Below are 23,642 nucleotides of genomic sequence, written 5' to 3' on the forward strand. Positions count from 1 at the left end.
TTGCTTGATCCTCGCCGGCTTCGCGATCCATGAGTTGGACGCGCATCATCTTCAACGTGCGCTCAGTGGACTATTAGAGGTACGCCTATCCTCAGTCGGCTTGCAAGCTAGCAATTTCGAATTGCACGCAAACGAAATCAAGAATCCGGATTCCAAGAAGAAGAGTAAATTTAGTCCATGGAATCAGGTCGATTACAAGCTTCGGCGCCGCATCTTAGATGACGCGTATAAGATTCTCGCGAACTTCCATCCAAGTAATGCGGGGCTCCCACTGTCAGCTTTTGCTGTAATTGTGGATAAGCGTCGATATAATGTGCCGATAGATAGGGAGCAGTTGGCATACGAACTCATTCTAAACAAGTTCGATGCTATGCTCAGGCGAATATATATCGAGTCCGGTGAACGTCAGACTGGTCTGGTAATCCATGACGAGCGCGTCGTCGCAGAGAAGAATCTTCAATCTTGGACTGACTCCTGGCGGAAGGCTGCCGGGAAGATCGGTCGACTGAGGAACTTTGCAGAAGTCCCCCTTTTCGCGGACTCGAGGGCCAGTAGGTTGCTTCAAGCGGCTGATCTCTTCGCCTATTCGGTCTGGAGATACTATGGTCTAGAGAAACCGGACGAGCGATACATCGCCAACCTGTGGAAAGTGTTCGATCACGTCAACAAAGACATGCACGGCATGATACACATGACTCCAGACTTCGCGACTGGAAAGTGCGCGTGTCCACCTTGTGCAAGTCGCACAAATAACGGGTCTCTCCGTCGTTTTATGCAGCAGAAAAAGGACTTCACAAAATCAGCGGTGACAATTCAGGACGTAGAGAAGTTGAAGGAATTTTTCAACACGCCGTATGATCCGTGATCCTTGTGCTGGTAGTTTTAAATGTGTGCGTGGGGCCGGCGATCCGTTGACGATCGGGGATCGTGTTGCGTTCTACCGGCGTCGGCGGGGGCTTGCTCAGGCCACCTTGGCTGGCCTCGTCGGGCGGTCTGAGGACTGGTTGAGCAAGATCGAGCGGGGCGAGCGGGAGATCCGCCGGCTCGACGTCTTGGTCGAGGTCGCGCGGGCCTTGCGGGTGACGCTGGGTGATCTGCTCGGTGAGCCCGTCCTGATGGAGGACGACCAGAAGAACGATGACGTCCCGGCCGTGCGTGATGCGCTCATGGCTCCGCAGCGGCTCTCCAAGACGCTGTTCGGCGGTGGAGCCGAGCCTGAGTACGTCGACCCCAAGCCGGTTGCTCGGTGGGCCGAGGATGCCTGGTCGGACTACCAGGGCGGGCGGATCGGGAAGGTCGTCGCAGCGCTTCCGCGGCTGATCAAGACCGCTCAGCAGATGGAGTCGGCCAGCGGGGACGGGTCGTATAAGCGCAGGTGCGCGGCTGTGTCAGCCCGGATTCATCACCTCGCTGCGACCACGTTGAGCAAGGTCGGGGAGGCCGATCTCGCCTGGATCGCGGCTGAGCGAGCCATGCAAGCCGCTGACACCGCCGATGATCCGCTCGTGCTCGCCTCGGCTGCCCGGTCCGGCACACATGCGTTGCTCGCGGTCGGACGCTTCGAGGACGCGCTGCAGCTCGGCGACGCCGCCGCAAAGTGGCTCACGCCCCGAATGAAGGACGGCGACGCCGGCGCGCTGAGCCTCTACGGGATGCTGCATCTCCGCTCCGCCACGGCTGCCGCCCGGCACCAGGACCGGGGCACGGCGAACGAGCTGCTCAGCAAGGCCGAGAACGCCGCCCAGTCGCTCGGCGAAGACGGCAATCACTGGCAGACCGGGTTCGGGCCGACAAACGTCGCCCTGCACCGGGCCTCGGCCGGCCTCGACCTTGGGGACATCTCCTACATCGTCGATCAGGGCCAGGTGGACGCCTCCGAGTTGCCGGTCGAGCGGCAGGTCATGCACCTCATCGACTACGCCCGCACGTTGAGCCTGCTTGCTCGCGACGACGACGCGCTGCAGGTCCTGCTGTCTGCCGAGGACAAGTCGGCGCAGCTCGTGCGGCACTCCGCGATCGCGCGGGAGGTCGTGCGGACCATGTACCGGCGGGCGCCGGTCACGGCCGGGCGCAAGTCTTCGTTGCTCCTGGCGCTGGCCGAACAGTGCCGCGCGGTGAGCGAGAGCTGATGGCCGCGCCCGTGCTGGGGCTCGTCGGGTGCGCGGCCGGCGGTGTCGAGCTGCTCGTCCCGAAGCTCATCGAGCCCATGCAGGAGCGCGGCTGGTCGGTCGCCGTGATCCTGACGCCGACCGCTGCCATGTGGCTCGACGCGGCCGGTGACATCGAGAAGATCGAGCAGGTCACCGGCTACCCGGTCCGCTCGAAGCCGCGGTTGCCCAGCGAGGACAGCTCGTACCCGGCCGTGGACTTGCTACGCCGTGGTCCCGGCCACGTCGAACACGGTCGGCAAGCTCGCGCTCGGCCTGGCCGACAACCACGCCCTCACGCAGGTCTGCGAGGCAATAGGGCTCGGCTCCGTGCCCATCGTCGTGTTCCCGCGCATCAACGCCGCTCACGCACGCCAGCCGTCGTGGGACAGCCACATTGCCGCGCTGGAGCGGGCCGGCGTGCACCTGGTGACATGGCCCCTGCATGAGCCGCGCTCCGCCCCGGGCCGCGAGCTGCCCTGGGCGTCGATCATGGACGCCATCGTTTCCGCTGCACAGAGCAGGTAGTTACCCGGACAATTTGTCCGGGTCCCAACGCCGTTCCGCCGGTTTCCTTTGACTACCGCACCCGTCTGGGTGCTCCAAGGGACGGCGGAAGGCGAATGAGTGTGCACGTAGTCATCCAACCGGCGGCCGGGTTCGGCGCCGAGGTCATCGAGCCGTTGCCGGGGGTCCGGCAGCTCGTCGCGGGACGTGACCAGGAGGGCATCACCATCCAGGTCCCGGCCCGCATCGGCGGCCTGGCCGACACCGCCCGGTTCGCGCGGGCGCTGTCCATCGCGGCCGGCGAGTTCGCCGAATGGTGCGACGACCAGAACCGCAACCGCAGCTACGACGACAACCACCCGACCTGGACAGGTCTCCCCAAGAACACGACCAAGGAGTGATCATGGCTGTTCCACACACGGCATGCGATTCGAGATCTCGTTCGACGACATGTTCCCGCAGGGCGCCTACCTCATGGGCGACATCCAGCCGCTGACCGAGTACCAGTCCCAAGAGGACAAAGCCCGCAACCACCCCGTCCGCCCGCGCATCGACGAGCAGACCGGCCGCCGGCTCTACCGCGCCACGATCGCGGACCCGTCCGCCGAGAAGGAGCGCGACAAGTCGATAGCCGTGGAGATCGCGGCCGACGTGCAGCCCGTGCCGCCCGAGGCCGTGGGCAACCTGCCGTTTCGTCCGGTCGTGCTGGAGGGCCTGACCGTCCAGCCGCGCGCCGAGATCTCCGGTCAGGCGAAGTGGATCACCTGGGTGGTCCGGGCGACCGGTCTCCGCGCGGTGCAGGCACCCGCCCGTGGCTCGGCGAAGGCGAACGAGCCGGGGAAGTCGGCGGCATGAGCAACTACAGCGCCGCGTACGCAGCGGCAGAACCCGGGGGCTGAGCGATGGATTCAACGTCACCTGCTCACCCGGCAAGGATGCGGCGGCCGGCTACATCCGGGTCACCGAGCACCTCCCGGCGCTGGTGATCTACCTGGACCTGGTGAACATGGCGATCCAGCTACCGCCCTTCCCCGGTGGTGACTTGGTGCTCGCCCGGTTCTGCCGGGAGCTGGCCCGTGAGGCGACCAAGCTCGCCGCCGAGATCGACCCGGAAGGCGGCACCGGCAAGTCGGAAGCCGCCGAGGTCCGGGTTGGTGTCGTCGCTGATGCGGCTGGTGGTCCGACCCGGATGGCAGGGGGACGAGTCATGACAACGGAGCGGTGGATGCCGCCCGGTGTCGACATCGAGCCGTGCGACGAGTTGGAGTTGCTGGATCAGTTGCCGCCCGGGCCGGAGGACTCGGCGCGGGTGTGGTTGGCGTGGCACGAACGCCACGTTGCCGTCGCGGGTGGCGCGCGAGCTGGACGAGTACGCGAAGCGGTTCGAGCCGGTCAAGCTCACCTTGCCGTGGCTGCATCCGGGCGGGACGCCGACCACGGTGCGGGTCTACCTGGTCGACTATGACGGCCGGCCGCTGCGCCGAGGGGCGTTCAACTCGCAGGTCTGGCGGCCCGCGCTCATCAAGGCCGGCGTGATCGGCCCGATCCGGGACCACGGCATGCACGCGTTGCGGCACCTGTACGCCTCGGTCCTGCTCGACGCGGGGAGTCGATCAAGGCGCTTGCTCAGTACCTCGGTCACAGCGACCCGGGCTTCACGCTGCGTGTCTACACCCACCTGATGCCGACGAGCCACGAGAGGACGCGGCGGGCGATCGACGGCTTCCTGGCCGAGCGGCGGCGGGCTGCCTGAGACGGCCTGGAGACGGCCTGGGAGGGCGCCGGATCCGCAAAACCGCAGCTAGGGATACATGGCGAGCCAGATCGCGATGTAGTGGGAGATCGCGGCCAGGACGGTGGCCGCGTGGAAGAACTCGTGGTGGCCGAACACCTGGGGCCACGGGTTGGGCCAGCGGGTCGCGTAGAACACCGCACCCAGCGTGTAGAACAGGCCGCCCACCAGGAGCAGCACGAACGCGGCCACGCCCGCGTAGTGGAGCAGGTCCGGCAGCACGAACACGGCCACCCAGCCCAGCGCGATGTAGATCGGCGTGCCGAGCCAGCGGGGGGCGTGCGGCCACAGCAGCTTCAGCGCCACGCCGAGCACCGCGCCGCCCCACACCACGGCCAGGACGACGTAGCCCGTCGGCTTCGGCATGGCCAGCAGGGAGAACGGGGTGTAGGTCCCGGCGATGAACAGGAAGATCATCGAGTGGTCGAGGCGCTTCATCCACGCGCGCACGCGCAGGCTCACCCACCACCGACGGTGGTACAGCGCGCTGACCCCGAACAGGCCCAGCACCGTGGCGCCGTAGACGGCCGTGGCCCAGCCGGCGGTGGCCGAGACGGTGGCCGCGGACACGGCGATCAGGGTGGCGCCCGTGGCCACGGACACCAGGAACGACCAGTAGTGGATCACCCCGCGCATGCGCGGCTTCGTGTGCTGGGCAGGCGGTGAGTTCAACGTCGCGGCAGGCACGTGCCCCAGGTTACGGGACCGTAGGTTGTGGCCGGAACGGCTGTGAACTCACTCACGACGGCCCCTCGCGAGCTCGCTCACGACCAGCCGACCACCTCGCGGTGCTCCACGGCCAGGCAGCGGTCCATCACGACGTCCAGCCCGCCGGCCGCCGCTGCCGACGCGCCTTCCTCGCTGATCACGCCCAGCTGCAGCCACAACGCCCCCGCGCCGATCTCGACCGCCTCGCGGGCGATCGCCGGGACGTGCTCGGGGCGGCGGAAGACGTCCACGATGTCCACGTGCTCCGGCACGTCACCGAGCGACGCGTACACCGGCAGGCCCTCCCACGTCGACAGGAAGGGGTTCACCGGGAAGATCCGCAGGCCGGCCCCGAGCAGGTACCGCGCCACCCCGAAGCTCGGCCGCCCGGAGCTGTCGGAAAGCCCCACGACCGCGATCGTCCGCGACTCCCGGACCAGGCGCTCGATCACCGCGAGGTCCTGCCATCGCGGGTCGATCTCGGTTCGCTGCATACCCCGATTGTGCCCTCATCCAGCGCGCGGTGCGCCGCCCACAGGCCGGCGGCGTACCCTGCGGGAACGTGAGTGCAAGCTGGCGGAGGTTCCGCAGGAAAGCTGCCAAGTTCGTCTACGGCCTCTACGACAAGCGGCTCATCCAGCAGGCGGCCGGCCGTCATCCGCGCCATGTCGGCGTCGTGCTGGACGGCAACAGACGCTGGGCGCGCGAGGCCGGGTTCACCGACGTCAACGACGGCCACCGGGTCGGCGCCACGCGCATCGCCGAGCTGCTGACCTGGTGCCGCGAGGCCGACGTCGAGCTCGTGACGCTCTGGCTGCTGTCGACCGACAACGTCAACCGGTCGGCGCAGGAGGTGGCGACGCTGCTCGAGGTCATCGGCGACGTCGTCGAGGAGCTCTCCGAGGAGGGCAACCCCTGGCGGCTGCGGATCATCGGCGCGCTGGACGTGCTGCCCCAGGAGACCGCCACCCGCCTGGTCACGGCCGCCCGGCGCACCGAGGGCCGCACCGGTATGGAGGTCAACATCGCGGTCGGTTACGGCGGCCGCCGGGAGATCGCCGACGCGGTGCGCAAGCTGCTCCAGCAGCACGCCGAGGAAGGCACGACGATCGAGGAGCTGGTCGAGGTCCTCGACGTCGACCACATCGCCGAGCATCTCTATACCTCGGGCCAGCCCGATCCGGACCTCGTCATCCGAACATCCGGTGAACAACGGCTGTCCGGATTCCTGCTGTGGCAGTCCGCGCATTCCGAGTTCTGGTTCTGTGAGGCCTACTGGCCGGACTTCCGGCGCACCGACTTCCTGCGGGCGCTGCGCGACTACGCGATCCGGCACCGCCGGTTCGGTTCCTGAGAACGGCACAACGCGAGGGCCCGGGAATTGGATTCCCGGGCCCTCGCGTTATTTGTTCTGCGAAAATCAGCCCGCGAACGAGTGGGCGATCAGCGCCGGGGTGGTGGCGATACCCGTGTAGGCACCGGCCACCAGCGAGGCGGCACCGTAGCCCAGGGCGCCACCACCGAGGATGAACGTGTTGTACGCGTCCCCGAACGTCGGGTAGGTACCCGGCTCCACCAGGCCCGGCAGGTCCCGCTGGTCGGCCGGGCTGGCACTCGCGAACGCCGGGGTGGCGATCATCGACAGTCCGACTGCGGCAGCGGCGACAACGCCAACCTTCTTCAGCACGTTTCCATCTCCTTCAACAATGGGGGTTTCGGGAAACTTCACGGGGTCCGTTCTTTGCACTCCGTCGCGATCAATTTACTCGGAAACGAATGGCCGCGCGTCGCCAGATACTCCATCGTGTTACAGATTTCGGCATGTTCACCATTTCTGGGTTTCCGAGGGGGTTAATCGATACACCTGCGTGATCAACGCGTAAGCGCTTGGCAGCGTGCTGTGCCTGGTCAGCGGCCTGTCGGCGGCCTCGTGAGCGACCGGGGGTCGCCCGGACGGCGGATACCCCAGGTCAGCGGTCATGATCACTGCGTGTAATCGATGGATGCGTCCGCACGTGCGGTCACGAAACGAAAATCACCTGCGTGGCTGCCTGTCGAGTAGCCGCAACCCCGGGTAGCGTCCGAAGTAGCGGGTCGCGCCCACGCGGCCCGTTCCGGGAGGCCCAGGTCGTGATGGTGACGATCGAGAGGGCCGGCACCCGGCCCTCGTGGGCGACGCGGTCGGCGTCGAGGAGGCTCGAGACGCTGACCTGATCGCCCAGCCTGGGTGGGTGCCTGGCCCTACGAGGAGCGAGCGTGGGTGTCGCGTTCGCGTGGGAGTTGCCGTGACCGCTTCGCGTTCCTCAGGAGGCCCGGGTGACCACCGCCGTACTTATGTTCTCGATACGTCCGTGCTGCTCTCCGACCCGTGGGCGGTGACCAGGTTCGCCGAGCACGCCGTCGTCCTGCCCCTCGTCGTGATCGGCGAGCTCGAGGGCAAGCGACACCACCCGGAGCTCGGCTGGTTCGCCAGAGAGGCACTCAGACTGCTCGATGACCTGCGGCAACGCCACGGCCGGCTGGACAACCCGATCCCGATCGGCACCGACGGCGGCACTCTCCACGTAGAGCTCAACCACTCCGACCCCGGCGTCCTGCCACCCGGCTTCCGGGCCGACTCCAACGACGCCCGGATCCTGGCCTGCGCGCTGAACCTGGCCGCCGAGACCTCCGGGGTGGCCCTCGTCACGAAGGACATCCCGCTGCGGGTCAAGGCAGCCGCGGTCGGGCTGGAGGCCGACGAGTACCGCGCGCAGGAGGTCACCCCGTCCGGCTGGACCGGGATGGCCGACGTCGAGGTACCCGCGGAGGCGCTGGACGCGTTGTTCAAGGACGGCGAGATCGACCTCGCCGCCTACGGCATCGCCTCCGGCGGGGAGTACCCGACCAACACCGGCCTGCGGCTCATCGCCGCGTCGGCGAGCGCGCTCGGCCGGGTCACCAAGGACAAGCAGGTCCAGCTCGTCCGCGGCGACCGGGAGGCGTTCGGCCTGCACGGCCGTTCCGCCGAGCAGCGGATCGCGCTCGACCTGCTGCTCGACCAGGAGGTCGGCATCGTCTCGCTCGGCGGCCGCGCCGGCACCGGCAAGTCGGCGCTCGCGCTGTGCGCCGGCCTCGAGGCGGTCATGGAGCGCGGGCTGCACCGCAAGGTCGTGGTGTTCCGGCCGGTGTACGCGGTCGGCGGCCAGGAGCTCGGCTACCTGCCCGGCTCGGAGACGGAGAAGATGCAGCCCTGGGCGCAGGCGGTGTTCGACACCCTCGGCGCGCTGGTCAGCAAGGCCGTGATCGACGAGGTGCTCGACCGCCGCATGCTCGAGGTGCTGCCGCTGACCCACATCCGCGGCCGCTCGCTGCACGACTCCTTCGTCATCGTCGACGAGGCGCAGTCGCTGGAGCGCAACGTGCTGCTGACCGTGCTGTCCCGGCTGGGCACCGGGTCGCGGGTGGTCCTCACCCACGACGTGGCGCAGCGGGACAACCTGCGCGTCGGCCGGCACGACGGCATCGCGGCGGTCATCGAGAAGCTCAAGGGCCACCCGCTGTTCGCGCACGTCACGCTGACCCGGTCGGAGCGCTCGCCGATCGCGGCGCTGGTGACCGAGATGCTGGAGGACCACGCGAGCTGAGCCACCGCGGCGCCCGTCCCTGGTAGGGGTAGCCCCCGGGTGAAGTCGGGAGTTTCCCGGATGGTTCGGGGAAGGCGGACACGAGAGCGTTTATCTCGTGACCACCTACCTCGAGCCGACCCAGGAGCGGGCGCCGCACCGGGTCCGCACCGCCGCCCCGCGGCCCTCCGTCTTCGCCGTCCGCCTCGGCCTCGCGGGCATCGTGCTGTCGGCGTTGTTCATGACGCAGCTGACGGTCGCCGCGTGGGACCGGATGAGCGTGCTGGACACGACGATGTCCGACTACGTCTTCGTGCCCGGCATCGGCTGGATGTTCGGTGCGGCGGTGCTGTGCATGTCCGTGGCCGGCATCGGCGTGATCCTCGGCCTGGCCCGGATCCGCCTGCTGGACGGCACGGTGCTGCGCCTGGCCCTCGGGCTGGCCGCGCTCGGCTCGCTGCTGGCCGCGATCTTCCCGACCGACCTCGGCGAGTCGCTGTCGACCTCGGCGCAGATCCACCGCTACGCCGCGGGCGTGGTGTTCTTCTGCGTCCCGATCGCGACGTTCCTGGTGGCCCGCCAGCTGACCGGCGTCGGGTACCTCGCGGGGTACCGGAAGTGGTTGTACACCAACGTGATCGTCACGTCGGTGGTGCTGACGCTGTTCATGACGAGCCACTTCGGCGCGATGCCGGAGCTGTTGCGGGAGCTGAACGGGCTGTTCCAGCGGGTGCTGTTCGTGCTCGAGCTGACGCTGCTGGCCCAGGTCGTGCTGCTGCCGCTGCGCTTCCGGGCGCCGGCCGCGGTCGCCGCGGTGACCGTCCCGGCCCAGCGCGTCCGCTAGCCCGGGGTCACCAGCCGCGGGGCAGGGGGGCGCCCTCGGCGAAGCCGGAGGCGGACTGGGTGCCGACGATCGCCTTCGTGTGGAAGGACTCCAGGGTCGTCGCGCCGGCGTAGGTGCAGGCGGAGCGGACACCCGAGCAGATCGAGTCCAGCAGGTCCTCGACGCTCGGGGCGGCCGGGTCCAGGCGCATGCGCGAGGTGGAGATGCCCTCCTCGAACAGCGCCTTGCGCGACCGGTCGAACGCGCCGTCCGCGCGGGTGCGGGCGCTGACCGCGCGCTTGGACGCCATGCCGAAGGACTCCTTGTACGGCTGGCCGTGCTCGTCGCGCTGCAGGTCGCCGGGGGACTCGTAGGTGCCGGCGAACCAGGAGCCGACCATGACGCTGGACGCGCCGGCGGCGAGGGCGAGCGCGACGTCACGCGGGTGCCGCACCCCGCCGTCGGCCCACACGCTCTTGCCGAGCTCGCGGGCCTGGCGGGCGCACTCGAGGACGGCGGAGAACTGCGGGCGGCCGACGCCGGTCATCATCCGGGTGGTGCACATCGCGCCCGGCCCGACGCCGACCTTGACCACGTCGGCACCGGCCTCGACGAGGTCGCGGACCCCCTCGGCGGTGACCACGTTGCCGGCCACGACGGGCACCGTGGGGCCGGTGTCGCGGACGGCCTTGAGCGCGGTGAGCATCTTCTCCTGGTGGCCGTGCGCGGTGTCGACGACGAGCGTGTCGATCTCGGCCTCGAGCAGGGCCTTGGCCTTGGCGGCGACGTCGCCGTTGACGCCGGTGGCGGCGGCCACCCGGAGCCGGCCGCGGTCGTCGACGGCGGGCCGGTACAGCTCCGCGCGCAGGGCGGCCACCTCGGTGAGGACGCCCGCGAGCCGGCCCTGCTCGTCGACGCCGAGCGCGATGCGGGCCGTGCGGCCGTGGAGCCGGTCGAACACCTCGCGGGGTGGCGTGTTCAGGGGCATGGTCAGCAGGTCGGGGTCGGCCACGTCGGCGACCCGGGTGAAGCGGTCGACGCCGAGGCAGGCGGCCTCGTCGACCACGCCCACCGGCCGGGCGTCCTCGTCGACCACGACGACGGCGCCGTGCGCGCGCTTGGGCAGGAGGTTGAGCACGTCGGCGACGGCGTCGCCCGGGGTGACCACGAGCGGGGTGTCCCAGACGGTGTGCCGCGACTTGACCCAGGCGACGATGTCGGCCACCACCTCGGGGTCGACGTCCTGGGGCAGCACGACCAGCCCGCCGCGGCGGGCCACGGTCTCGGCCATCCGCCGGCCGGCGACCGCGGTCATGTTGGCCACCACCACGGGAATCGTGGCCCCCGTTCCGTCCGATGTGGACAGATCGACGTCGAACCGGGACTCGACCGAGGAGCGGCCGGGGACCAGGAAGACGTCGTCGTAGGTGAGGTCGTAGCCCGGCGACGTGTCGTTGAGGAAGCGCACGCGGTCGAGCCTAAGCGGTGGGCGTGGGGAGCATCGCGCGCACGGTGTCGATGGTGTCGGCCTCGGGCGGCTCCTTGTCCGGCCGGTAGCGGACCACGCGGGCGAAGCGCAGCGCGACGCCGCCGGGGTAGCGGGAGCTGACCTGGACCCCGTCGAGGGCGATCTCGACGACGAGGTGCGGGCGCAGGTGCACGGCCCAGTCGCTGCGGTGGTCCTCGTACTTGGGGAACTCCTGGGTCTGCCAGGCGAGGAGCTCGTCGGTGAGGCCCTTGAAGGTCTTGCCGACCATGATCGGCGGGCCGCCGTCGGGGTCGCGGGCGCCGAGGTGGAGGTTGGACAGGTAGCCGGTGCGCCGGCCGTGCCCCCACTCGGCGGCGAGGACCACGAGGTCGAGGGTGTGGACGGGCTTGATCTTGCGCCACGCCTTGCCCCTGCGGCCGGCCTGGTAGGTGGAGTCGAGCTCCTTGACCACCACGCCCTCGTGCCCCTGGTCGAGCGCCCTGGCCAGCACGGCCTCGGCCTCCTCGCGGGTGGGCTCGAGGGCGCCGGGGATGACCAGCGCGTCGCCGACGGCCTTGTGCAGGGCGGCGTTGCGCTCGCGCAGCGGGGCGTCGACGAGGTCCTGGCCGTCGAGGTGCACGCAGTCGAAGAAGTACGGGTGGAGCAGCAGCTCGCGCTCGCTGGTGGCGCCGAAGCGGCTCATCGTCTCCTGGAACGGTCGCGGGCGGCCGTCGTCGTTGAGCGCCAGGGTCTCGCCGTCGAGCACGGTCCGCTCGGCCGGGAGGTTGCGGACGAGCTCGACGAGCTCGGGGACGGACTTGGTGATCTCGCGGAGGGTGCGGGTGAAGATGTGCACGTCCGGGCCGTCCTTGTGCACCTGGATGCGGGCGCCGTCGAGCTTGTACTCGACCACCACCGACCCGGTGAGCGCCTCGTCGAGCGTGTCGCCGGGCGAGGCGAGCATCGGGCGGATCGGCCGGCCGATCTCGAGGCCGAACCGCGCCAGCGCCTCGGTGCCGCCGTGGAGCGCGGCCTCGGCGGTGGCCGCGAGCCGGCCGGAGAGCATGAACGCGCGGCGCACGGCCTCCTTGTCGACCTCGGCCGCCGCGGCGACGGCGTCGAGCATGACGCCCTCGAGCGCCCCCTGCCTGAGCTCGCCGGTGAGCAGATGCATGAGGAACCGCTGCTCGGCCACGGTGGCCGCGCCGAACAGCGTGCCGAGTAACTCGGTGCGCCGCTGGGCCGAGCCCTTGCCGCTGGTGCGCGCCACCTCGTCGAAGACCTGGTCGACCCGCTCCACGGTGAGCGACGGCGTGTCGGCGGGCTTGACGTCGAGCTCGACCAGCGTGCGCCAGCCGGCCCCGATCCGCCCCTGCCGCGGCGTGCCCGCGAGGAACCCGACGACGGTCCGCACGTGGTCGCCGGCCCGCCGGAGGAGCCCCGAGAGCGCCTCGACCTTGGCGAGCCGCGACCGCGTGGCCGAGACGGCCGCGGAGGTACGCACAACATCAGCGAGCAACACGAGGCCATCATGCCCCCGCCCACCGACAATCTGCGCTACGAAGAGCCATGCCCGACGATCCCCGCGCCGACTTCGCCCCGGTCTGGCTGACCTGTACCGAGTGCCGCGGTGCGGTGTTCAGCGGGTTCACCAGATGCCTGGCCCATCTCGGTACGGACCTCGAGCGGTACGTCGACCGGATCGGACCCGGTGCGGTCGTCGACGTCCGGGGCACCACGATCTCCGGGGAGCTCCTCGACCGGCTGCTCGCCGCCGTCTCGGACGCGCCCGGTCATCCGGTCCTGGGGTTCGCGCGGTTCGACCACGTCTGGTTCACCGGCGATGCCAGGTTCCAGAACGTGGCATTCACCCACGACGTCACGTTCACCCACGCCCAGTTCGACGGCTACGCGCTGTTCGACGGGGCGAGCTTCGGCCAGGACGCGGGCTTCGACCAGGCCCGGTTCGGCCGGCCGGCGCTCTTCCGGGACGCCGTGTCCGAGGGCGAGCTCCACTTCGTCAACGCACGGTTCGAGAAGCGGGCCTGGCTGGGGCCGCTGCGGACGACGGACCTGCGGTTGGACCGGGCCAGGTTCGAGGCGACGGCCGAGGTGGCGGTCGAGGCGGAGATCGTGCGGTGCCAGCTGACCCGGTTCGAGGGTGGCGCGAACCTGCGCTGCTGCGGCTCGTTCGTCGACGCCGCGCAGACCACCTTCGGCGCGGCGTCGACGATCGTCGGGTCGGAAGGGGTCCATATCCTGTCCGACACCCCACGCGGGAACTGGATGCCACAGCTGGTGTCGTTGCAGGCCACCGATGTCAGCAACCTCGAGCTCGCCGACGTCGACCTGCGCTGGTGCGAGTTCTCCGGGGCGCACCGGTTGGACCAGCTCCGGTTCGCGGGCCGCTGCCCGTTCAACACGCCGCCGAGGTCCTGGCGGTGGACCCAGCGGCAGACGCTCGCCGAGGAGTACCCGTGGCGCGGGTGGGACGCCGGGACCCGGAGGGACCTGAACCGGCTGAGTCCCGAGCGGCTGGCGGCGCTGTACCGGTCGCTGCGCAAAGCGTTGGAGGACAGCAAGAACGAGGCCGGCGCGGGCGATTTCTACTACGGGGAGATGGATGCGCGCCGCCACTCGTCCACCACCCGGTGGGCCGAGCGGCGGATCCTCGGTCTCTACTGGCTGCTGTCCGGCTACGGGCAGCGGGGCGGGCGCGCGCTCGTCGCCCTGCTCGTGCTGATCGCGACGGTGACCGTGTTACTGCTGACGTGGGGGCAGCCGTTCGGGTCGGCCGCGCGGCTCGCGGTCGGTGCGGTCGTGTTCCGCGACGACGGCACGGACCTGACCGAGGCCGGCGCGTGGACCGTTCTCGTCGCGCGGTTCCTGGGGCCCGTGTTGCTGGCGTTGGCCGTGCTGGCGGTGCGGGCCCGGGTCAAGCGGTGAGTGCGGCGGCGATCTCGGCGACGGCGGCGCGCAGGCGGTCCGGGGTCGTCGCCGCGTAGCCCAGGACCAGGCCGGGGTACGGGGCGCCCGTGCCGCCTCTCGTATAGGTCGACAGGGCCGGGGTGTTGATGCCCCGCCCGGCCAGCCGGCGCTGGACGGCCGCGTCGTCGGTTCCCGCGGGCAGGCGCAGGACCACGTGCAGGCCCGCGGCCACGCCGACCGGTTGCCAGGTCGGCAAGGACGACGCCACCGCGGCCAGCAGGGCGTCGCGGCGGTGGCGGTACATCGTCCTCGTGCGGCGGAGGTGGCGGTCGTAGCCGCCGGTGCGCAGCAGCCGCGCGAACGCCGCCTGAGGCAGGGGCGAGCAGCCGAGGTCGGTCAGGCGCTTGCGTTCCACGGTGTCCGCGCGCAGCGCCGGCGGCAGGACCAGCCAGCCCAGGCGCAGCGCCGGCGCGAGCGTCTTGCTGACGCTGCCCAGGTACGCGACGTGTGCCGGCGCCATCGCCTGCATCGCGCGCAGCGCCGGGCGGTCGTAGCGGTGCTCGGCGTCGTAGTCGTCCTCGATGATCACCGCGTCGCGTTCGCGGGCCCAGGCCAGCAGCGCGTGCCGGCGGTCGGGACGCAGGGCGACGCCGAGCGGGAACTGGTGTGCCGCCGTCACGACGACCGCCCGGCACGGAGTGGCCGCCAGGGCGTCGACGACGATGCCCGCACTGTCCACTTGGACCGGTACCGGGCGCAGGCCGTTGGCACGCAACAGGTCCGCCTGCCCGGGATGGCCGGGCTCTTCGACGGCGATGTCGGGGAGACCGCGGGCCAGCAGGACCGGCGCGAGCACCGACAGGGCCTCGGCGCCGCCGTGGGTGATGACGACGTCGTCCGGTGTCGCGGTGACCGCGCGGACCCGGCCGAGGTACCCGGCGAGCTCCGCGCGCAGCTCGGCGAGGCCGCCGGGGTCGGGGTAGCCGAGCGCCTCGTCGGGCAGGCCGGCGAGCGCGGCGCGGGTCGCGGACACCCACTCCGCGCGCGGGAACGCGGCCAGCGCGGGAAGGCCGGGCCGCAGGTCGAACCGCCAGGCCGGCGGCCCCGGCGCGGCGTCGGCACCCGGCGCGTCGACGGGACCGACCGAGGCCGCGACCGACGTGCCCGCCCCGCGCCGGCTGACCAGGTACCCCTCGGCGACGAGCTGGCCGTACGCCGCGGTGACGGTCCCTCGCGCGACCCCGAGCTGCGTGGCGAGGTCCCGGCTCGACGGCAGCCGGACCCCGGGCGCGAGCCGCCCGTCGCGGATGGCCGCCCGCAGCGCCGACTCCACCTGCCGCCCGCGCCGGCCGCTGACGGGCAGGAGGAGCTCGCGCAAGGTGGCCCAGTTCTCTGACATCGAAGTGGAGCTTACATCTAGGCCACCTACGCGGCGATGCTCGACGCATGCTGACCTCGACCAGACGGGCCACCGGGATGGCGGCGCTCGCCGCCGCCTTCGTCGGCGCCTCCGTGCCCGTCACCGGGCTGCTCGACGGCTACCCCGTGCTCTCCGGGCAGGCCATCCGCTACGCCATCGGCGCGGTGCTGCTCCTCGCCTGGCTGCGCGGCCGGGTCGCCCGGCCTACCCGGCGCGACCTCGCGGGCCTCACGGTCATGGTCGGCGCGGGCATGCTCGGGTTCAACGCCGCGATCCTGCTGGCCCAGCGCTACGCGACGCCGGGGTTCGTCGCGGCGATGCTCGGCGCCAGCCCGCTCCTGCTCGCGGTCGCCGCGCCGGCGCTGCGGGGTCGCCGGCCTGCGCCGGCCGCCATCGCGGGCGCGGGGCTCGTCACGGCGGGGGTGGTCGTCCTGTCCGGCGGCGGGGCGTGGCACGGGCCGGGGCTCGCGCTCGCCGTGCTCGTCGTCGGCTGCGAGGTGCTGTTCACGCTGGGCGGCGTCGGGGTGGTCGCCCGGCTCGGTGCCGTCGGCGCTTCCTTCTGGTCCTGTGTGGGCGCCGCGGTCGGCGGGGCGGTGCTGTCGAGCGCCGTGCGGGGCGACGCCGCGTGGCCGGTGCCGACCGGGACCGAGGTGCTGGCGATGGTCGTGCTCGGGTCCGTGGTCACCGCGGTGGCGTTCGGGTTCTGGTACACCGGGGTGGCGGTGCTCGGCGCGGACCGGGCGGGCGTGCTGATCGGGTTGATGCCCGTGGCGGGGCTCGCCGCGTCCGTGCTGCTGGGGCGCCAGGAGCTCACCGCCGTCGCCTGCGGCGGGGCGCTCGTGGTGGCGGCCGGGTGCGTGCTCGGGCTCACCCGCCGCGTGCCATCCGCAGCACGTCCAGAGCCTCGTCCAGCTGCGCTTCGGTGAGCTTGCCCGACTCGACGTGGCCGCGTTCGAGCACCACCTCGCGGATCGTCCTGCGCTCCTTCAGCGACTGCTTGGCGATGGACGCGGCCTCCTCGTAACCGAGGTAGCGGTTGAGCGGCGTGACGATCGACGGCGAGGACTCCGCGTACTCCCGCTGACGGTCCACATCGGCCTCGACGCCGGCGAAGACCTTGTCCGCCAGCAGGTTCGCGACCGCCGCGATGAGGCGGGCGGACTCCAGGACGTTGCGCGCGATCACCGGCAGCATCACGTTGAGCTGGAAGTTGCCCTGGCTGCCGGCGAAGGCCACCGCCGCGTCGTTGCCCATCACCTGCGCCACCACCATCATCGTGGCCTCGCAGATCACCGGGTTCACCTTGCCCGGCATGATCGACGACCCCGGCTGCAGGTCCGGCAGCGCCAGCTCGGCGAACCCGGTGCGCGGCCCGGAACCCAGCCACCGCACGTCGTTCGCGATCTTGTAGAGCGAGACGGCGACCGTGCGCAGCTGGCCGGACGCCTCGACCACGCTGTCCTGCGCGGCCTGCGCCTCGAAGTGGTCGCGTGCCTCGGTCAGTGGCAGACCGGTGAGCGCGGCGAGCTCGGCGGCGACCGCCGCGCCGAAGCCGTCCGGCGCGTTGAGACCGCTGCCCACCGCTGTGCCACCGATGGGCAGCTCACCCAGGCGGGGCAGGCAGTCCCGCAGCCGCTCGATGCCGTACCGCACCTGGGCCGCCCACGCGCCGGCCTCCTGGCCGAGCGTCACCGGGACCGCGTCCATCAGGTGTGTGCGGCCGGACTTCACCACGTCCGACCACTCGCCGGCCCGCCGCTCGATGACGCTCGCGAGGTGGTCCAGCGCCGGCAGCACGTCGCGGACCAGGGCCTCGGTGGCCGCGATGTGGATGGTGGTGGGGAAGGTGTCGTTCGAGGACTGGGACGCGTTGACGTGATCGTTCGGGTGCACGTCGTTCGGGTGCACGTCACGGTCGAGCGAGCGCGCGGCGAGCGTGGCGATGACCTCGTTGGCGTTCATGTTCGACGAGGTGCCCGAGCCGGTCTGGAAGACGTCGATCGGGAACTCGGCGTCGTAGCGCCCGCCGGCCACCTCCTCGGCGGCGGCGGCGATGGCCTCGGCGACGTCGTCGTCCAGCACGCCGAGGCGTTGGTTGACCCGGGCTGCGGCGGCCTTCAGCAGGCCGAGCGCGCGGATCTGCGTGCGCTCGAGGCCTCGACCGGAGATGGGGAAATTCTCGACCGCGCGCTGGGTCTGGGCCCGCCACAGCGCATCGGCGGGAACTTGGACCTCGCCCATCGTGTCGTGCTCGACCCTGAACTGATTCTCGCTCACGTATTCAGTGTGGCCTGCCGTGACGGGCCTCGCCCGGGTAGTTTGTGGTGGTGCTGGCCACTATCCACTAGGTAGGTGTGCATGAGCTCCGCCGAGACACCGTCCGAGGTTGACCTCCTGATCGTCGGCGCCGGGCCCACCGGCCTGTTCGGCGCGTACTACGCCGGTTTCCGCGAGCTGAACACCGCAGTGGTGGACTCCTTGCCGGAGGCGGGCGGGCAGGTCACCGCGATGTACCCGGAGAAGCAGATCTTCGACGTGGCCGGCTTTCCCTCGATTCTCGGTCGCGATCTGGTCGCGGCGCTGGTCGAGCAGGCCGACCAGTTCAAGCCGACCTATCTCCTGGGCCGCCGCGCCCGCACGCTGTCCGAAGTGGACGGTAAGTTCGACATGGGACTCGAGGACGGCACCGTGGTGCGGACCGGCGCCATCCTCATCACCGCGGGCATGGGTGAGTTCACCCCGCGTCCGCTGCCGGCGGGTGATGGCTGGCTCGGCCGCGGCGTCGTCAACTTCGTGCCGGAGCTGGAAGCGCTGCGCGACCAGGACGTGGTCATCGTCGGCGGCGGCGACTCGGCGTTCGACTGGGCGCTGTCGCTGCACCCGGTCGCGCGCAGCGTCACGCTGGTCCACCGGCGCAACAAGTTCCGCGCGTTCGCCGCGACCGTGCGGCAGGTCCGCGAGCTCGGTGTGCCGATCATCACCGACGCCCAGGTGATCGAGCTGCGTGGCGACGCCGACGGCACGCTGGCCGAGGTCGAGCTCGAGGTCAAGGCCGACTCGGGGCAGGAGACGGTGGTGCTGCCGGCGCAGACGGTGGTGGCCGCGCTGGGCTTCACCGCGGACCTGGGGCCGATCGAGTCGTGGGGCCTGGAGATCACCCGCCGCGCGGTGGCCGTGGACACGACGATGCGAACGGCGCGCGACCGGATCTACGCGGCCGGCGACATCGCCGCGTACCCCGGAAAGGTCAAGCTGATCGCGACGGGCTTCGGCGAGGCCGCCACGGCGGTGAACAACATCGCGGTGGCCCTCAACCCGGAGGCCCACCTGTTCCCGGGCCACTCCAGCGACGTCAGCTGACGCTACGGCAGGACCTGCACGATCTCGCCCGGTCGCAGGCGCGCGAAGAACACCTGCGCGGCAGCGATCGTCAGGTGGACGCAGCCGTGTGAGTCGGTCCTGGTGTCGCCGCCGTGGAAGGCGATGCCGCCCGGGGCGAAGAACACCGAGTACGGCATCGGGGTGCCGTAGACGCTGCTCGTGTTGTCCTGGTCCTTCCACGACACCGGGTACGTGCCCGTCGGGGTCGGCTCCGTGGGGCTGCCGTGCGAGATCGGGACCGGGCCGTAGTCGGCGACGCCGCCCTTGACCAGCCAGGCCCGCTTCGCCGACAGGCTCACGCAGGCCCGGACCGTCGGCGCGCACGGCGGTGGGGGTGGCGCGGTGGTCGTGGTCGTGGTCGCCGTGGTGGGCGGCGGCGTCGTGGTCGTCGTGACCGGTGGCGGGGCGGCGGCCGGCTCGGCCTGGGCCGTGCACGCCGCGGCGGTCAGGCCCAGCAGCCCTGCCAGAACGGCGATGCGCACGCGCGCCATGGAAACCTCCCGCTTGTCACCAGTAACTCACGCGACGGCGGGAGGTTGGGTTGCCTAGGGCACGACCTGGACGGTGTCGCCGACCTGCAGCCCCTCGTAGAACGTCTGCGCGGCCGAGCGGGACAGGTGGATGCAGCCGTGCGACAGGGCGCTCAGGCTGCCCTGGTGGAACGCGATGCCGCCGTTGAAGAACACCGAGTACGGCATCGGCGCGTCGTCGAACTCGCTGCTGAGGTGGTCGATGTCCTTCCAGCCGACATGGAAGGTGCCGGGCGGGGTGAGGTGGCCGGGCCGGCCGTGGGTGATCGGCACCGGGCCGAGCACGACCCTGCCGCCGGCGAGCAGCCACGACTGGTTCGCCGACAGGTCGACGCACGCGTCCACGCCGGCACCACACGGCACGCCGGTCGGCGGCGGGGGTGGCGGCGGCGGGGCGGCCTTCGTGATCGTCGCGTCGGCCTCGACGACCTTCGGCAGCGGGGGCATCTTCGTCGGGCCCGGGGGCTTGGGTGACGTGGCGCTCGACTCCGGGCCCGTCGGCGCCGGGGCGGTGGGCGCGGGCGGTGGCGCCGCGCTGTCGGCCGTCGCGCATGCCGTGAGAAGTCCGGCTCCGGCCATGACCAGTGCCGCCATCATCGTGCGCACGCGCATCCGTCGGCTCCTTCCAGCCTTTGCCCAGAAAGACGCGTCAGGGTAGCCGGACGTTGTCAATTCACCAGGAGGCGTGCGCAAACCGTTACCCGAAGCCGGATGCCGCCCGCGGGACTCAGTGTCGTGCGGGCGGCATCCGGAGGTGGCCGGTCAGGCCCCGGTTGTCTGACCGATCCAGTCCACGTACGACGTCGCGTCGGTGTAGATCGACGGGCCGGTCGCACACGTGGAGTCGTTGTTGCCGCTGCGGCTGGTGACGCCGACCAGCGACCAGCCGCTGCCGGCACCCACGATCTGCGGGCCGCCGGAGTCGCCGTAGCACGCACCGGCGTTGCCGCCGGGGTTGCTGGTGCACAGCTCGAGCGAGCCGTCGATGCCCGTGCAGGCGCTCGCGTCGAGGACCTCGACGTCGAGCTGCTGCAGGAAGTCCGGCGCGCCACAGGCCCCCGGCTGCGGGCACGTCTGGCCCCAGCCGAGCAGCCGGGACGCGGACCCGACCGGGGCGTCGGCCGCCACGGTGATCGGCGCCGACGTGGCCGGCGCGGACAGCTTGACCAGCGCGATGTCGTTGCCGGCCGAGGCACCGTCGTAGCCCGGGTGCACGACGATCTGCGCGGCCTGCGCCTGCTCGCCGCCGGTCTGGTACTCGTTGCTGCCGATGCGCATCGAGACACTCGCCGGCGAGCTGCCCTGGACGCAGTGCGCGGCGGTGACGACCCACTCCGGGCTGATCAGCGAGCCACCACAGAAGTGCTGGCCGCCTTCCTGCAACGACACCATGAACGAGTACGTCTGGTCGGCGTCCCCGCCGCCCACGATCATCGGCGTGACACCCGGCTCGTCGTCCGCGAACGCGGACGGCCCAACCACGACCGCCGCGAGAGCGGTTGCGCCGGCGAGAAGGCCCACGACCAGAGAACGCTTCTTCACGTGTCTCTCCTTCCATGCCCCATGTCCTGGCTGGACATGTAGCGGAAGGTAGCCGTCGGTCACGAATGAGTGACACCCGCGAAAGTAGGAAGCCCGACCGACGATCGTCGGTCAGGTGCCGTGGTCACGGGAGGGGCGGGAGCGGCTTCTCCTCGATGGCCTTGTCGATTCGGTCGAAGTCGACGCTCGAGTACTCGCGGAGCTTCGTCAGCCGGTGGAAGCCGTCGATCATGCGGACCGTGCCGGACTTCGAGCGCATCACGATCGACTGGGTGGTGCAGCCGCCGCTGCGGTAGTGCACGCCGCGCAGCAGGTCGCCGTCGGTGATGCCGGTGGCGCAGAAGAACGCGTTGTCGCCGCTGACCAGGTCGTCGGTGAGCAGCACGCGGTCGAGGTCGTGGCCGGCGCCGATGGCCTTCTCGCGCTCGGCGTCGTCCTTGGGCCACAGCCGGGCCTGAATCCCGCCGCCCATGCACTTGAGCGCGCACGCGGCGATGATGCCCTCCGGCGTGCCGCCGATGCCGATCAGCATGTCGACGCCGGTGTTCGGCCGGGCCGCGGAGATGGCGCCCGCGACGTCGCCGTCGGTGATGAAGTGGATCCGCGCGCCCGCGTCGCGGACCGCGCGCACGAGGTCGGCGTGCCGGGCCCGGTCGAGGATGCAGACGGTCACGTCGGACACGTCGGTGTGCTTGGCCTTGGCCACCCGGCGGATGTTCTCGCCGACCGGCGCGGTGAGGTCGACGACGTCGGCCGCCTCCGGGCCGACCGCGAGCTTCTCCATGTAGAACACCGCGGACGGGTCGAACATCGCGCCCTTCTCGGTGGCCGCGAGCACCGCGATGGCGTTGGGCATTCCCTTGGCCATCAACGTGGTCCCGTCGATCGGGTCGACCGCGACGTCGCACTCGGGGCCGTCGCCGTTGCCGACCTCCTCGCCGTTGTAGAGCATCGGCGCCTGGTCCTTCTCACCCTCGCCGATGACGACGACGCCCCGCATCGAGACGGTGCCGATGAGCTTGCGCATGGCGTCGACCGCCGCGCCGTCGCCGCCGATCTTGTCGCCACGGCCCACCCAGCGGCCCGCCGCCATCGCCGCCGCCTCCGTGACCCTGACCAGCTCCAGGGCCAGGTTGCGGTCGGGTGCCTCGCGCCGCCGCGACGTCTGGTCGGTGGACTGGGTCATGCCGCCCTCCCCGGGGTTGTCCGCAAACGAACCCTTCGATCCTCCCAGATTTCGGGATGCCGGTACGAGTGAGCATGATCTCGACGGCCTGCGAGTATGGGCGCGTGACGGACAGCGGGCGCCCGCCAGGGCGGGCAGGACTCGGCATGCGCGACATGATCGGGGCGATGGTCGTGCTGCTGGTGATCGTCGGCGTTCTGGTGGCGGTGACCCGGGGGTGCTCGTTCGACCCCGGCGCGCCGTCGGCCAACCCGGACACCGCGCCCAGCGTCGACGCGTCCGCCAAGCTGCGCGAGGCGGCCGCCTCGGTGACCTTCCCCGTGCGTCAGCCGGCGGTCCCGAAGGGCTGGAAGGCCAACTCGTCCTCCACCGCCGGGGTCGGTTCGGGGGCCGCCGCCGACGTGGTGGTCCGGGTCGGCTGGCTCACGTCCTCCGGGCGGTACCTGCAGCTGAGCCAGTCCGGCGGCACGGTGCCCGACGTGCTGCAGACCGAGACCGGCGAGTCCGGCACGCGCACCGGCACGGTCGCGGTGGCCGGCGTGACGTGGGAGACCTACCCGTCCCGGCGCGACGAGGTGGCGTGGGTGACGACGCTCGACGGCGTGGTGACGCTGCTGACCGGCAGCGCGGCGCAGGGCGAGTTCGAGCAGCTGGCCAAGGCTGTCCAGAACGCCGAGCCGCTGGCCGTCTAGGTGGCCCGCCAGCAGCCCACGACGTGGTCGTCGACCATGCCGGTGGCCTGCATCAGCGCGTAGGCCGTGGTGGGGCCGACGAAGGCGAAGCCGCGCTTCTTGAGGTCCTTGGCCATCGCCTTCGACTCGGGGGTGATGGCGGGGACCTCGGACAGCGTCTTCGGCCGGGGGCGGGTGGCAGGGTCGGGCGCGAAGGACCACAGCAGCTCGTCCAGCGGCACGTCGAGCGAGGCGATGGCGCGGGCGTTGCGGATGGCCGCGTCGATCTTGGCGCGGTTGCGCACGATGGCCGTGTCGGCCATCAGGCGGGCGACGTCCTTGTCGCCGAACTCGGCCACCAGCTTGGGCTCGAAGCCCGCGAACGCCTGCCGGAAGCCCGCGCGCTTGCGCAGGATGGTGAGCCACGACAGGCCCGACTGGAACGCCTCCAGCGTGAGCCGCTCGTAGAGGGCCTGCTCACCGCGCAGCGGCACGCCCCACTCGTCGTCGTGGTAGGCGACGTAGTCCTCCGCCGAGTTGCCCCAGGGACAACGCGCCCGGCCGTCGGCGCCCGGCGTGGCACTGCTCACGACCGGGACTCCGACTCGGCGCCGCTGAGGTCGAGGCGCTCGCGTAACTCGGCCACCTCGGCCCGCAGCTCGTCGAGCTCGCCGCCGACCCGGCGCAGCACCCAGTCGACCTCGGACATCTTGTACCCGCGCACGACCAGCTGGAACCGGACGTCGCGGACATCCTCGGCGGTGATCCCGGACGACGGCAGCCGCGTGGGCGAGGCGCCCGGCGGCAGTGCCGGCAGCTCCTCGCCCCGGCCGAACACGACCGAGGCCAGCAGGAACACCACGGCCGCCACGAGGACCATGACGACCAGGTAGATCAGAGCGGTGGTCACGACAGGGATCGTGTCACACGCCAC

The 23,642-nt window shown here is 70.9% G+C and carries 25 protein-coding genes and 1 pseudogene; 13 read left to right on the plus strand and 13 right to left on the minus strand.

Going from position 1 to position 23,642, the window contains the following annotated elements:
* The 6 genes and pseudogenes from VGD70_RS02535 to VGD70_RS02560 form a co-directional block, all read left to right on the plus strand.
* The coding region (locus tag VGD70_RS02535; protein ID WP_331077671.1) for a DUF3800 domain-containing protein at positions 1 to 865 on the plus strand (865 nt) is incomplete at its 5' end.
* A gap of 25 nt (positions 866 to 890) precedes the next feature.
* On the plus strand, positions 891 to 2,129 hold the full coding sequence (locus VGD70_RS02540; protein WP_331077673.1) for a helix-turn-helix transcriptional regulator: 1,239 nt from the start codon (positions 891 to 893) through the stop codon (positions 2,127 to 2,129).
* A pseudogene (locus VGD70_RS02545) lies at positions 2,129 to 2,675 on the plus strand (flavoprotein). Before VGD70_RS02540 ends, VGD70_RS02545 begins: the two are co-directional and overlap by 1 nt.
* A gap of 95 nt (positions 2,676 to 2,770) precedes the next feature.
* Positions 2,771 to 3,055 (plus strand): hypothetical protein, encoded by a 285-nt coding sequence (locus VGD70_RS02550; RefSeq protein ID WP_331077675.1) that lies wholly within the window; start codon positions 2,771 to 2,773, stop codon positions 3,053 to 3,055.
* Positions 3,056 to 3,077: 22 nt separating this feature from the next.
* Positions 3,078 to 3,509: a hypothetical protein gene (locus tag VGD70_RS02555; RefSeq protein WP_331077677.1), complete on the plus strand. Its 432-nt coding sequence runs from the start codon at positions 3,078 to 3,080 to the stop codon at positions 3,507 to 3,509.
* A 494-nt stretch (positions 3,510 to 4,003) separates the two neighbouring features.
* A complete protein-coding gene (locus VGD70_RS02560) occupies positions 4,004 to 4,336 on the plus strand; it encodes a hypothetical protein (RefSeq protein WP_331077679.1) in 333 nt (110 codons plus the stop codon).
* Between the two features lie 119 nt (positions 4,337 to 4,455).
* Here the strand turns inward: VGD70_RS02560 and trhA are convergent, their stop codons facing one another.
* Positions 4,456 to 5,142 (minus strand): PAQR family membrane homeostasis protein TrhA, encoded by a 687-nt coding sequence (gene trhA, locus VGD70_RS02565; protein WP_331077730.1) that lies wholly within the window; start codon positions 5,140 to 5,142, stop codon positions 4,456 to 4,458.
* A gap of 68 nt (positions 5,143 to 5,210) precedes the next feature.
* Complete coding sequence (locus VGD70_RS02570; protein ID WP_331077680.1) at positions 5,211 to 5,648, minus strand: CoA-binding protein; 438 nt, start codon at positions 5,646 to 5,648, stop codon at positions 5,211 to 5,213.
* Positions 5,649 to 5,716: 68 nt separating this feature from the next.
* On the opposite strand from VGD70_RS02570, the gene VGD70_RS02575 reads away from it, so the two are divergent.
* A complete protein-coding gene (locus VGD70_RS02575; protein ID WP_331077682.1) occupies positions 5,717 to 6,508 on the plus strand; it encodes an isoprenyl transferase in 792 nt (263 codons plus the stop codon).
* Positions 6,509 to 6,574: 66 nt separating this feature from the next.
* Here VGD70_RS02575 and VGD70_RS02580 read toward each other — a convergent pair whose 3' ends face one another.
* Complete coding sequence (locus VGD70_RS02580) at positions 6,575 to 6,841, minus strand: hypothetical protein (protein WP_331077684.1); 267 nt, start codon at positions 6,839 to 6,841, stop codon at positions 6,575 to 6,577.
* A gap of 586 nt (positions 6,842 to 7,427) precedes the next feature.
* Here VGD70_RS02580 and VGD70_RS02585 point away from each other — a divergent pair.
* Together VGD70_RS02585 and VGD70_RS02590 are read left to right on the plus strand one after the other, a co-directional pair.
* Entirely contained in the window at positions 7,428 to 8,780 is a 1,353-nt protein-coding gene (locus VGD70_RS02585) for a PhoH family protein (RefSeq protein WP_331077686.1), read from the plus strand.
* A 97-nt stretch (positions 8,781 to 8,877) separates the two neighbouring features.
* Positions 8,878 to 9,603, plus strand: a complete 726-nt coding sequence (locus VGD70_RS02590) for a DUF998 domain-containing protein (RefSeq protein WP_331077688.1) — start codon at positions 8,878 to 8,880, stop codon at positions 9,601 to 9,603.
* Between the two features lie 7 nt (positions 9,604 to 9,610).
* On the opposite strand, the gene VGD70_RS02595 is transcribed toward VGD70_RS02590, so the two are convergent.
* Together VGD70_RS02595 and VGD70_RS02600 are read right to left on the minus strand one after the other, a co-directional pair.
* Positions 9,611 to 11,050 (minus strand): GuaB1 family IMP dehydrogenase-related protein, encoded by a 1,440-nt coding sequence (locus VGD70_RS02595; RefSeq protein ID WP_331077690.1) that lies wholly within the window; start codon positions 11,048 to 11,050, stop codon positions 9,611 to 9,613.
* A 10-nt stretch (positions 11,051 to 11,060) separates the two neighbouring features.
* On the minus strand, positions 11,061 to 12,572 hold the full coding sequence (locus tag VGD70_RS02600; RefSeq protein ID WP_331077692.1) for an ATP-dependent DNA ligase: 1,512 nt from the start codon (positions 12,570 to 12,572) through the stop codon (positions 11,061 to 11,063).
* Positions 12,573 to 12,619: 47 nt separating this feature from the next.
* On the opposite strand from VGD70_RS02600, the gene VGD70_RS02605 reads away from it, so the two are divergent.
* On the plus strand, positions 12,620 to 13,996 hold the full coding sequence (locus VGD70_RS02605; RefSeq protein ID WP_331077694.1) for a pentapeptide repeat-containing protein: 1,377 nt from the start codon (positions 12,620 to 12,622) through the stop codon (positions 13,994 to 13,996).
* Here the strand turns inward: VGD70_RS02605 and VGD70_RS02610 are convergent.
* Positions 13,986 to 15,377 (minus strand): PLP-dependent aminotransferase family protein, encoded by a 1,392-nt coding sequence (locus tag VGD70_RS02610; RefSeq protein ID WP_331077696.1) that lies wholly within the window; start codon positions 15,375 to 15,377, stop codon positions 13,986 to 13,988. The genes VGD70_RS02605 and VGD70_RS02610 overlap by 11 nt on opposite strands.
* Before the next feature lie 47 nt (positions 15,378 to 15,424).
* On the opposite strand from VGD70_RS02610, the gene VGD70_RS02615 reads away from it, so the two are divergent.
* The gene (locus tag VGD70_RS02615) at positions 15,425 to 16,324 is read left to right on the plus strand and encodes a DMT family transporter (protein WP_331077698.1); all 900 of its coding nucleotides are present in this window, start codon (positions 15,425 to 15,427) and stop codon (positions 16,322 to 16,324) included.
* Here VGD70_RS02615 and VGD70_RS02620 read toward each other — a convergent pair.
* Complete coding sequence (locus tag VGD70_RS02620) at positions 16,266 to 17,639, minus strand: class II fumarate hydratase (RefSeq protein WP_414637877.1); 1,374 nt, start codon at positions 17,637 to 17,639, stop codon at positions 16,266 to 16,268. The two genes, VGD70_RS02615 and VGD70_RS02620, sit on opposite strands and share 59 nt — an antisense overlap.
* A gap of 117 nt (positions 17,640 to 17,756) precedes the next feature.
* Between VGD70_RS02620 and VGD70_RS02625 the strand changes: the two genes are divergently transcribed.
* Complete coding sequence (locus VGD70_RS02625) at positions 17,757 to 18,758, plus strand: NAD(P)/FAD-dependent oxidoreductase (protein WP_331077701.1); 1,002 nt, start codon at positions 17,757 to 17,759, stop codon at positions 18,756 to 18,758.
* Positions 18,759 to 18,760: 2 nt separating this feature from the next.
* On the opposite strand, the gene VGD70_RS02630 is transcribed toward VGD70_RS02625, so the two are convergent.
* From VGD70_RS02630 to glpX, 4 genes are all read right to left on the minus strand, one after another.
* Positions 18,761 to 19,270 carry a L,D-transpeptidase gene (locus VGD70_RS02630; protein WP_331077703.1) on the minus strand — a complete coding sequence of 170 codons (510 nt, stop codon included), beginning with the start codon at positions 19,268 to 19,270 and terminating at the stop codon, positions 18,761 to 18,763.
* A 54-nt stretch (positions 19,271 to 19,324) separates the two neighbouring features.
* Positions 19,325 to 19,921 carry a L,D-transpeptidase gene (locus VGD70_RS02635; protein ID WP_331077705.1) on the minus strand — a complete coding sequence of 199 codons (597 nt, stop codon included), beginning with the start codon at positions 19,919 to 19,921 and terminating at the stop codon, positions 19,325 to 19,327.
* Positions 19,922 to 20,071: 150 nt separating this feature from the next.
* Positions 20,072 to 20,851, minus strand: a complete 780-nt coding sequence (locus VGD70_RS02640) for a serine protease (RefSeq protein WP_331077707.1) — start codon at positions 20,849 to 20,851, stop codon at positions 20,072 to 20,074.
* A gap of 124 nt (positions 20,852 to 20,975) precedes the next feature.
* Positions 20,976 to 22,037, minus strand: a complete 1,062-nt coding sequence (glpX, locus tag VGD70_RS02645; RefSeq protein ID WP_331077708.1) for a class II fructose-bisphosphatase — start codon at positions 22,035 to 22,037, stop codon at positions 20,976 to 20,978.
* A gap of 146 nt (positions 22,038 to 22,183) precedes the next feature.
* On the opposite strand from glpX, the gene VGD70_RS02650 reads away from it, so the two are divergent.
* On the plus strand, positions 22,184 to 22,729 hold the full coding sequence (locus VGD70_RS02650; RefSeq protein ID WP_331077710.1) for a DUF4245 domain-containing protein: 546 nt from the start codon (positions 22,184 to 22,186) through the stop codon (positions 22,727 to 22,729).
* Here VGD70_RS02650 and VGD70_RS02655 read toward each other — a convergent pair.
* Together VGD70_RS02655 and VGD70_RS02660 are read right to left on the minus strand one after the other, a co-directional pair.
* On the minus strand, positions 22,726 to 23,298 hold the full coding sequence (locus tag VGD70_RS02655) for a DNA-3-methyladenine glycosylase I (RefSeq protein WP_331077712.1): 573 nt from the start codon (positions 23,296 to 23,298) through the stop codon (positions 22,726 to 22,728). The genes VGD70_RS02650 and VGD70_RS02655 overlap by 4 nt on opposite strands.
* Entirely contained in the window at positions 23,295 to 23,618 is a 324-nt protein-coding gene (locus tag VGD70_RS02660; RefSeq protein WP_331077713.1) for a DivIVA domain-containing protein, read from the minus strand. The genes VGD70_RS02655 and VGD70_RS02660 overlap by 4 nt, the downstream gene beginning before the upstream one ends.
* Positions 23,619 to 23,642 lie beyond the last annotated feature (24 nt).

This window comes from Actinophytocola sp. (assembly GCF_036402745.1).
GTDB lineage: Bacteria > Actinomycetota > Actinomycetes > Mycobacteriales > Pseudonocardiaceae > Actinophytocola.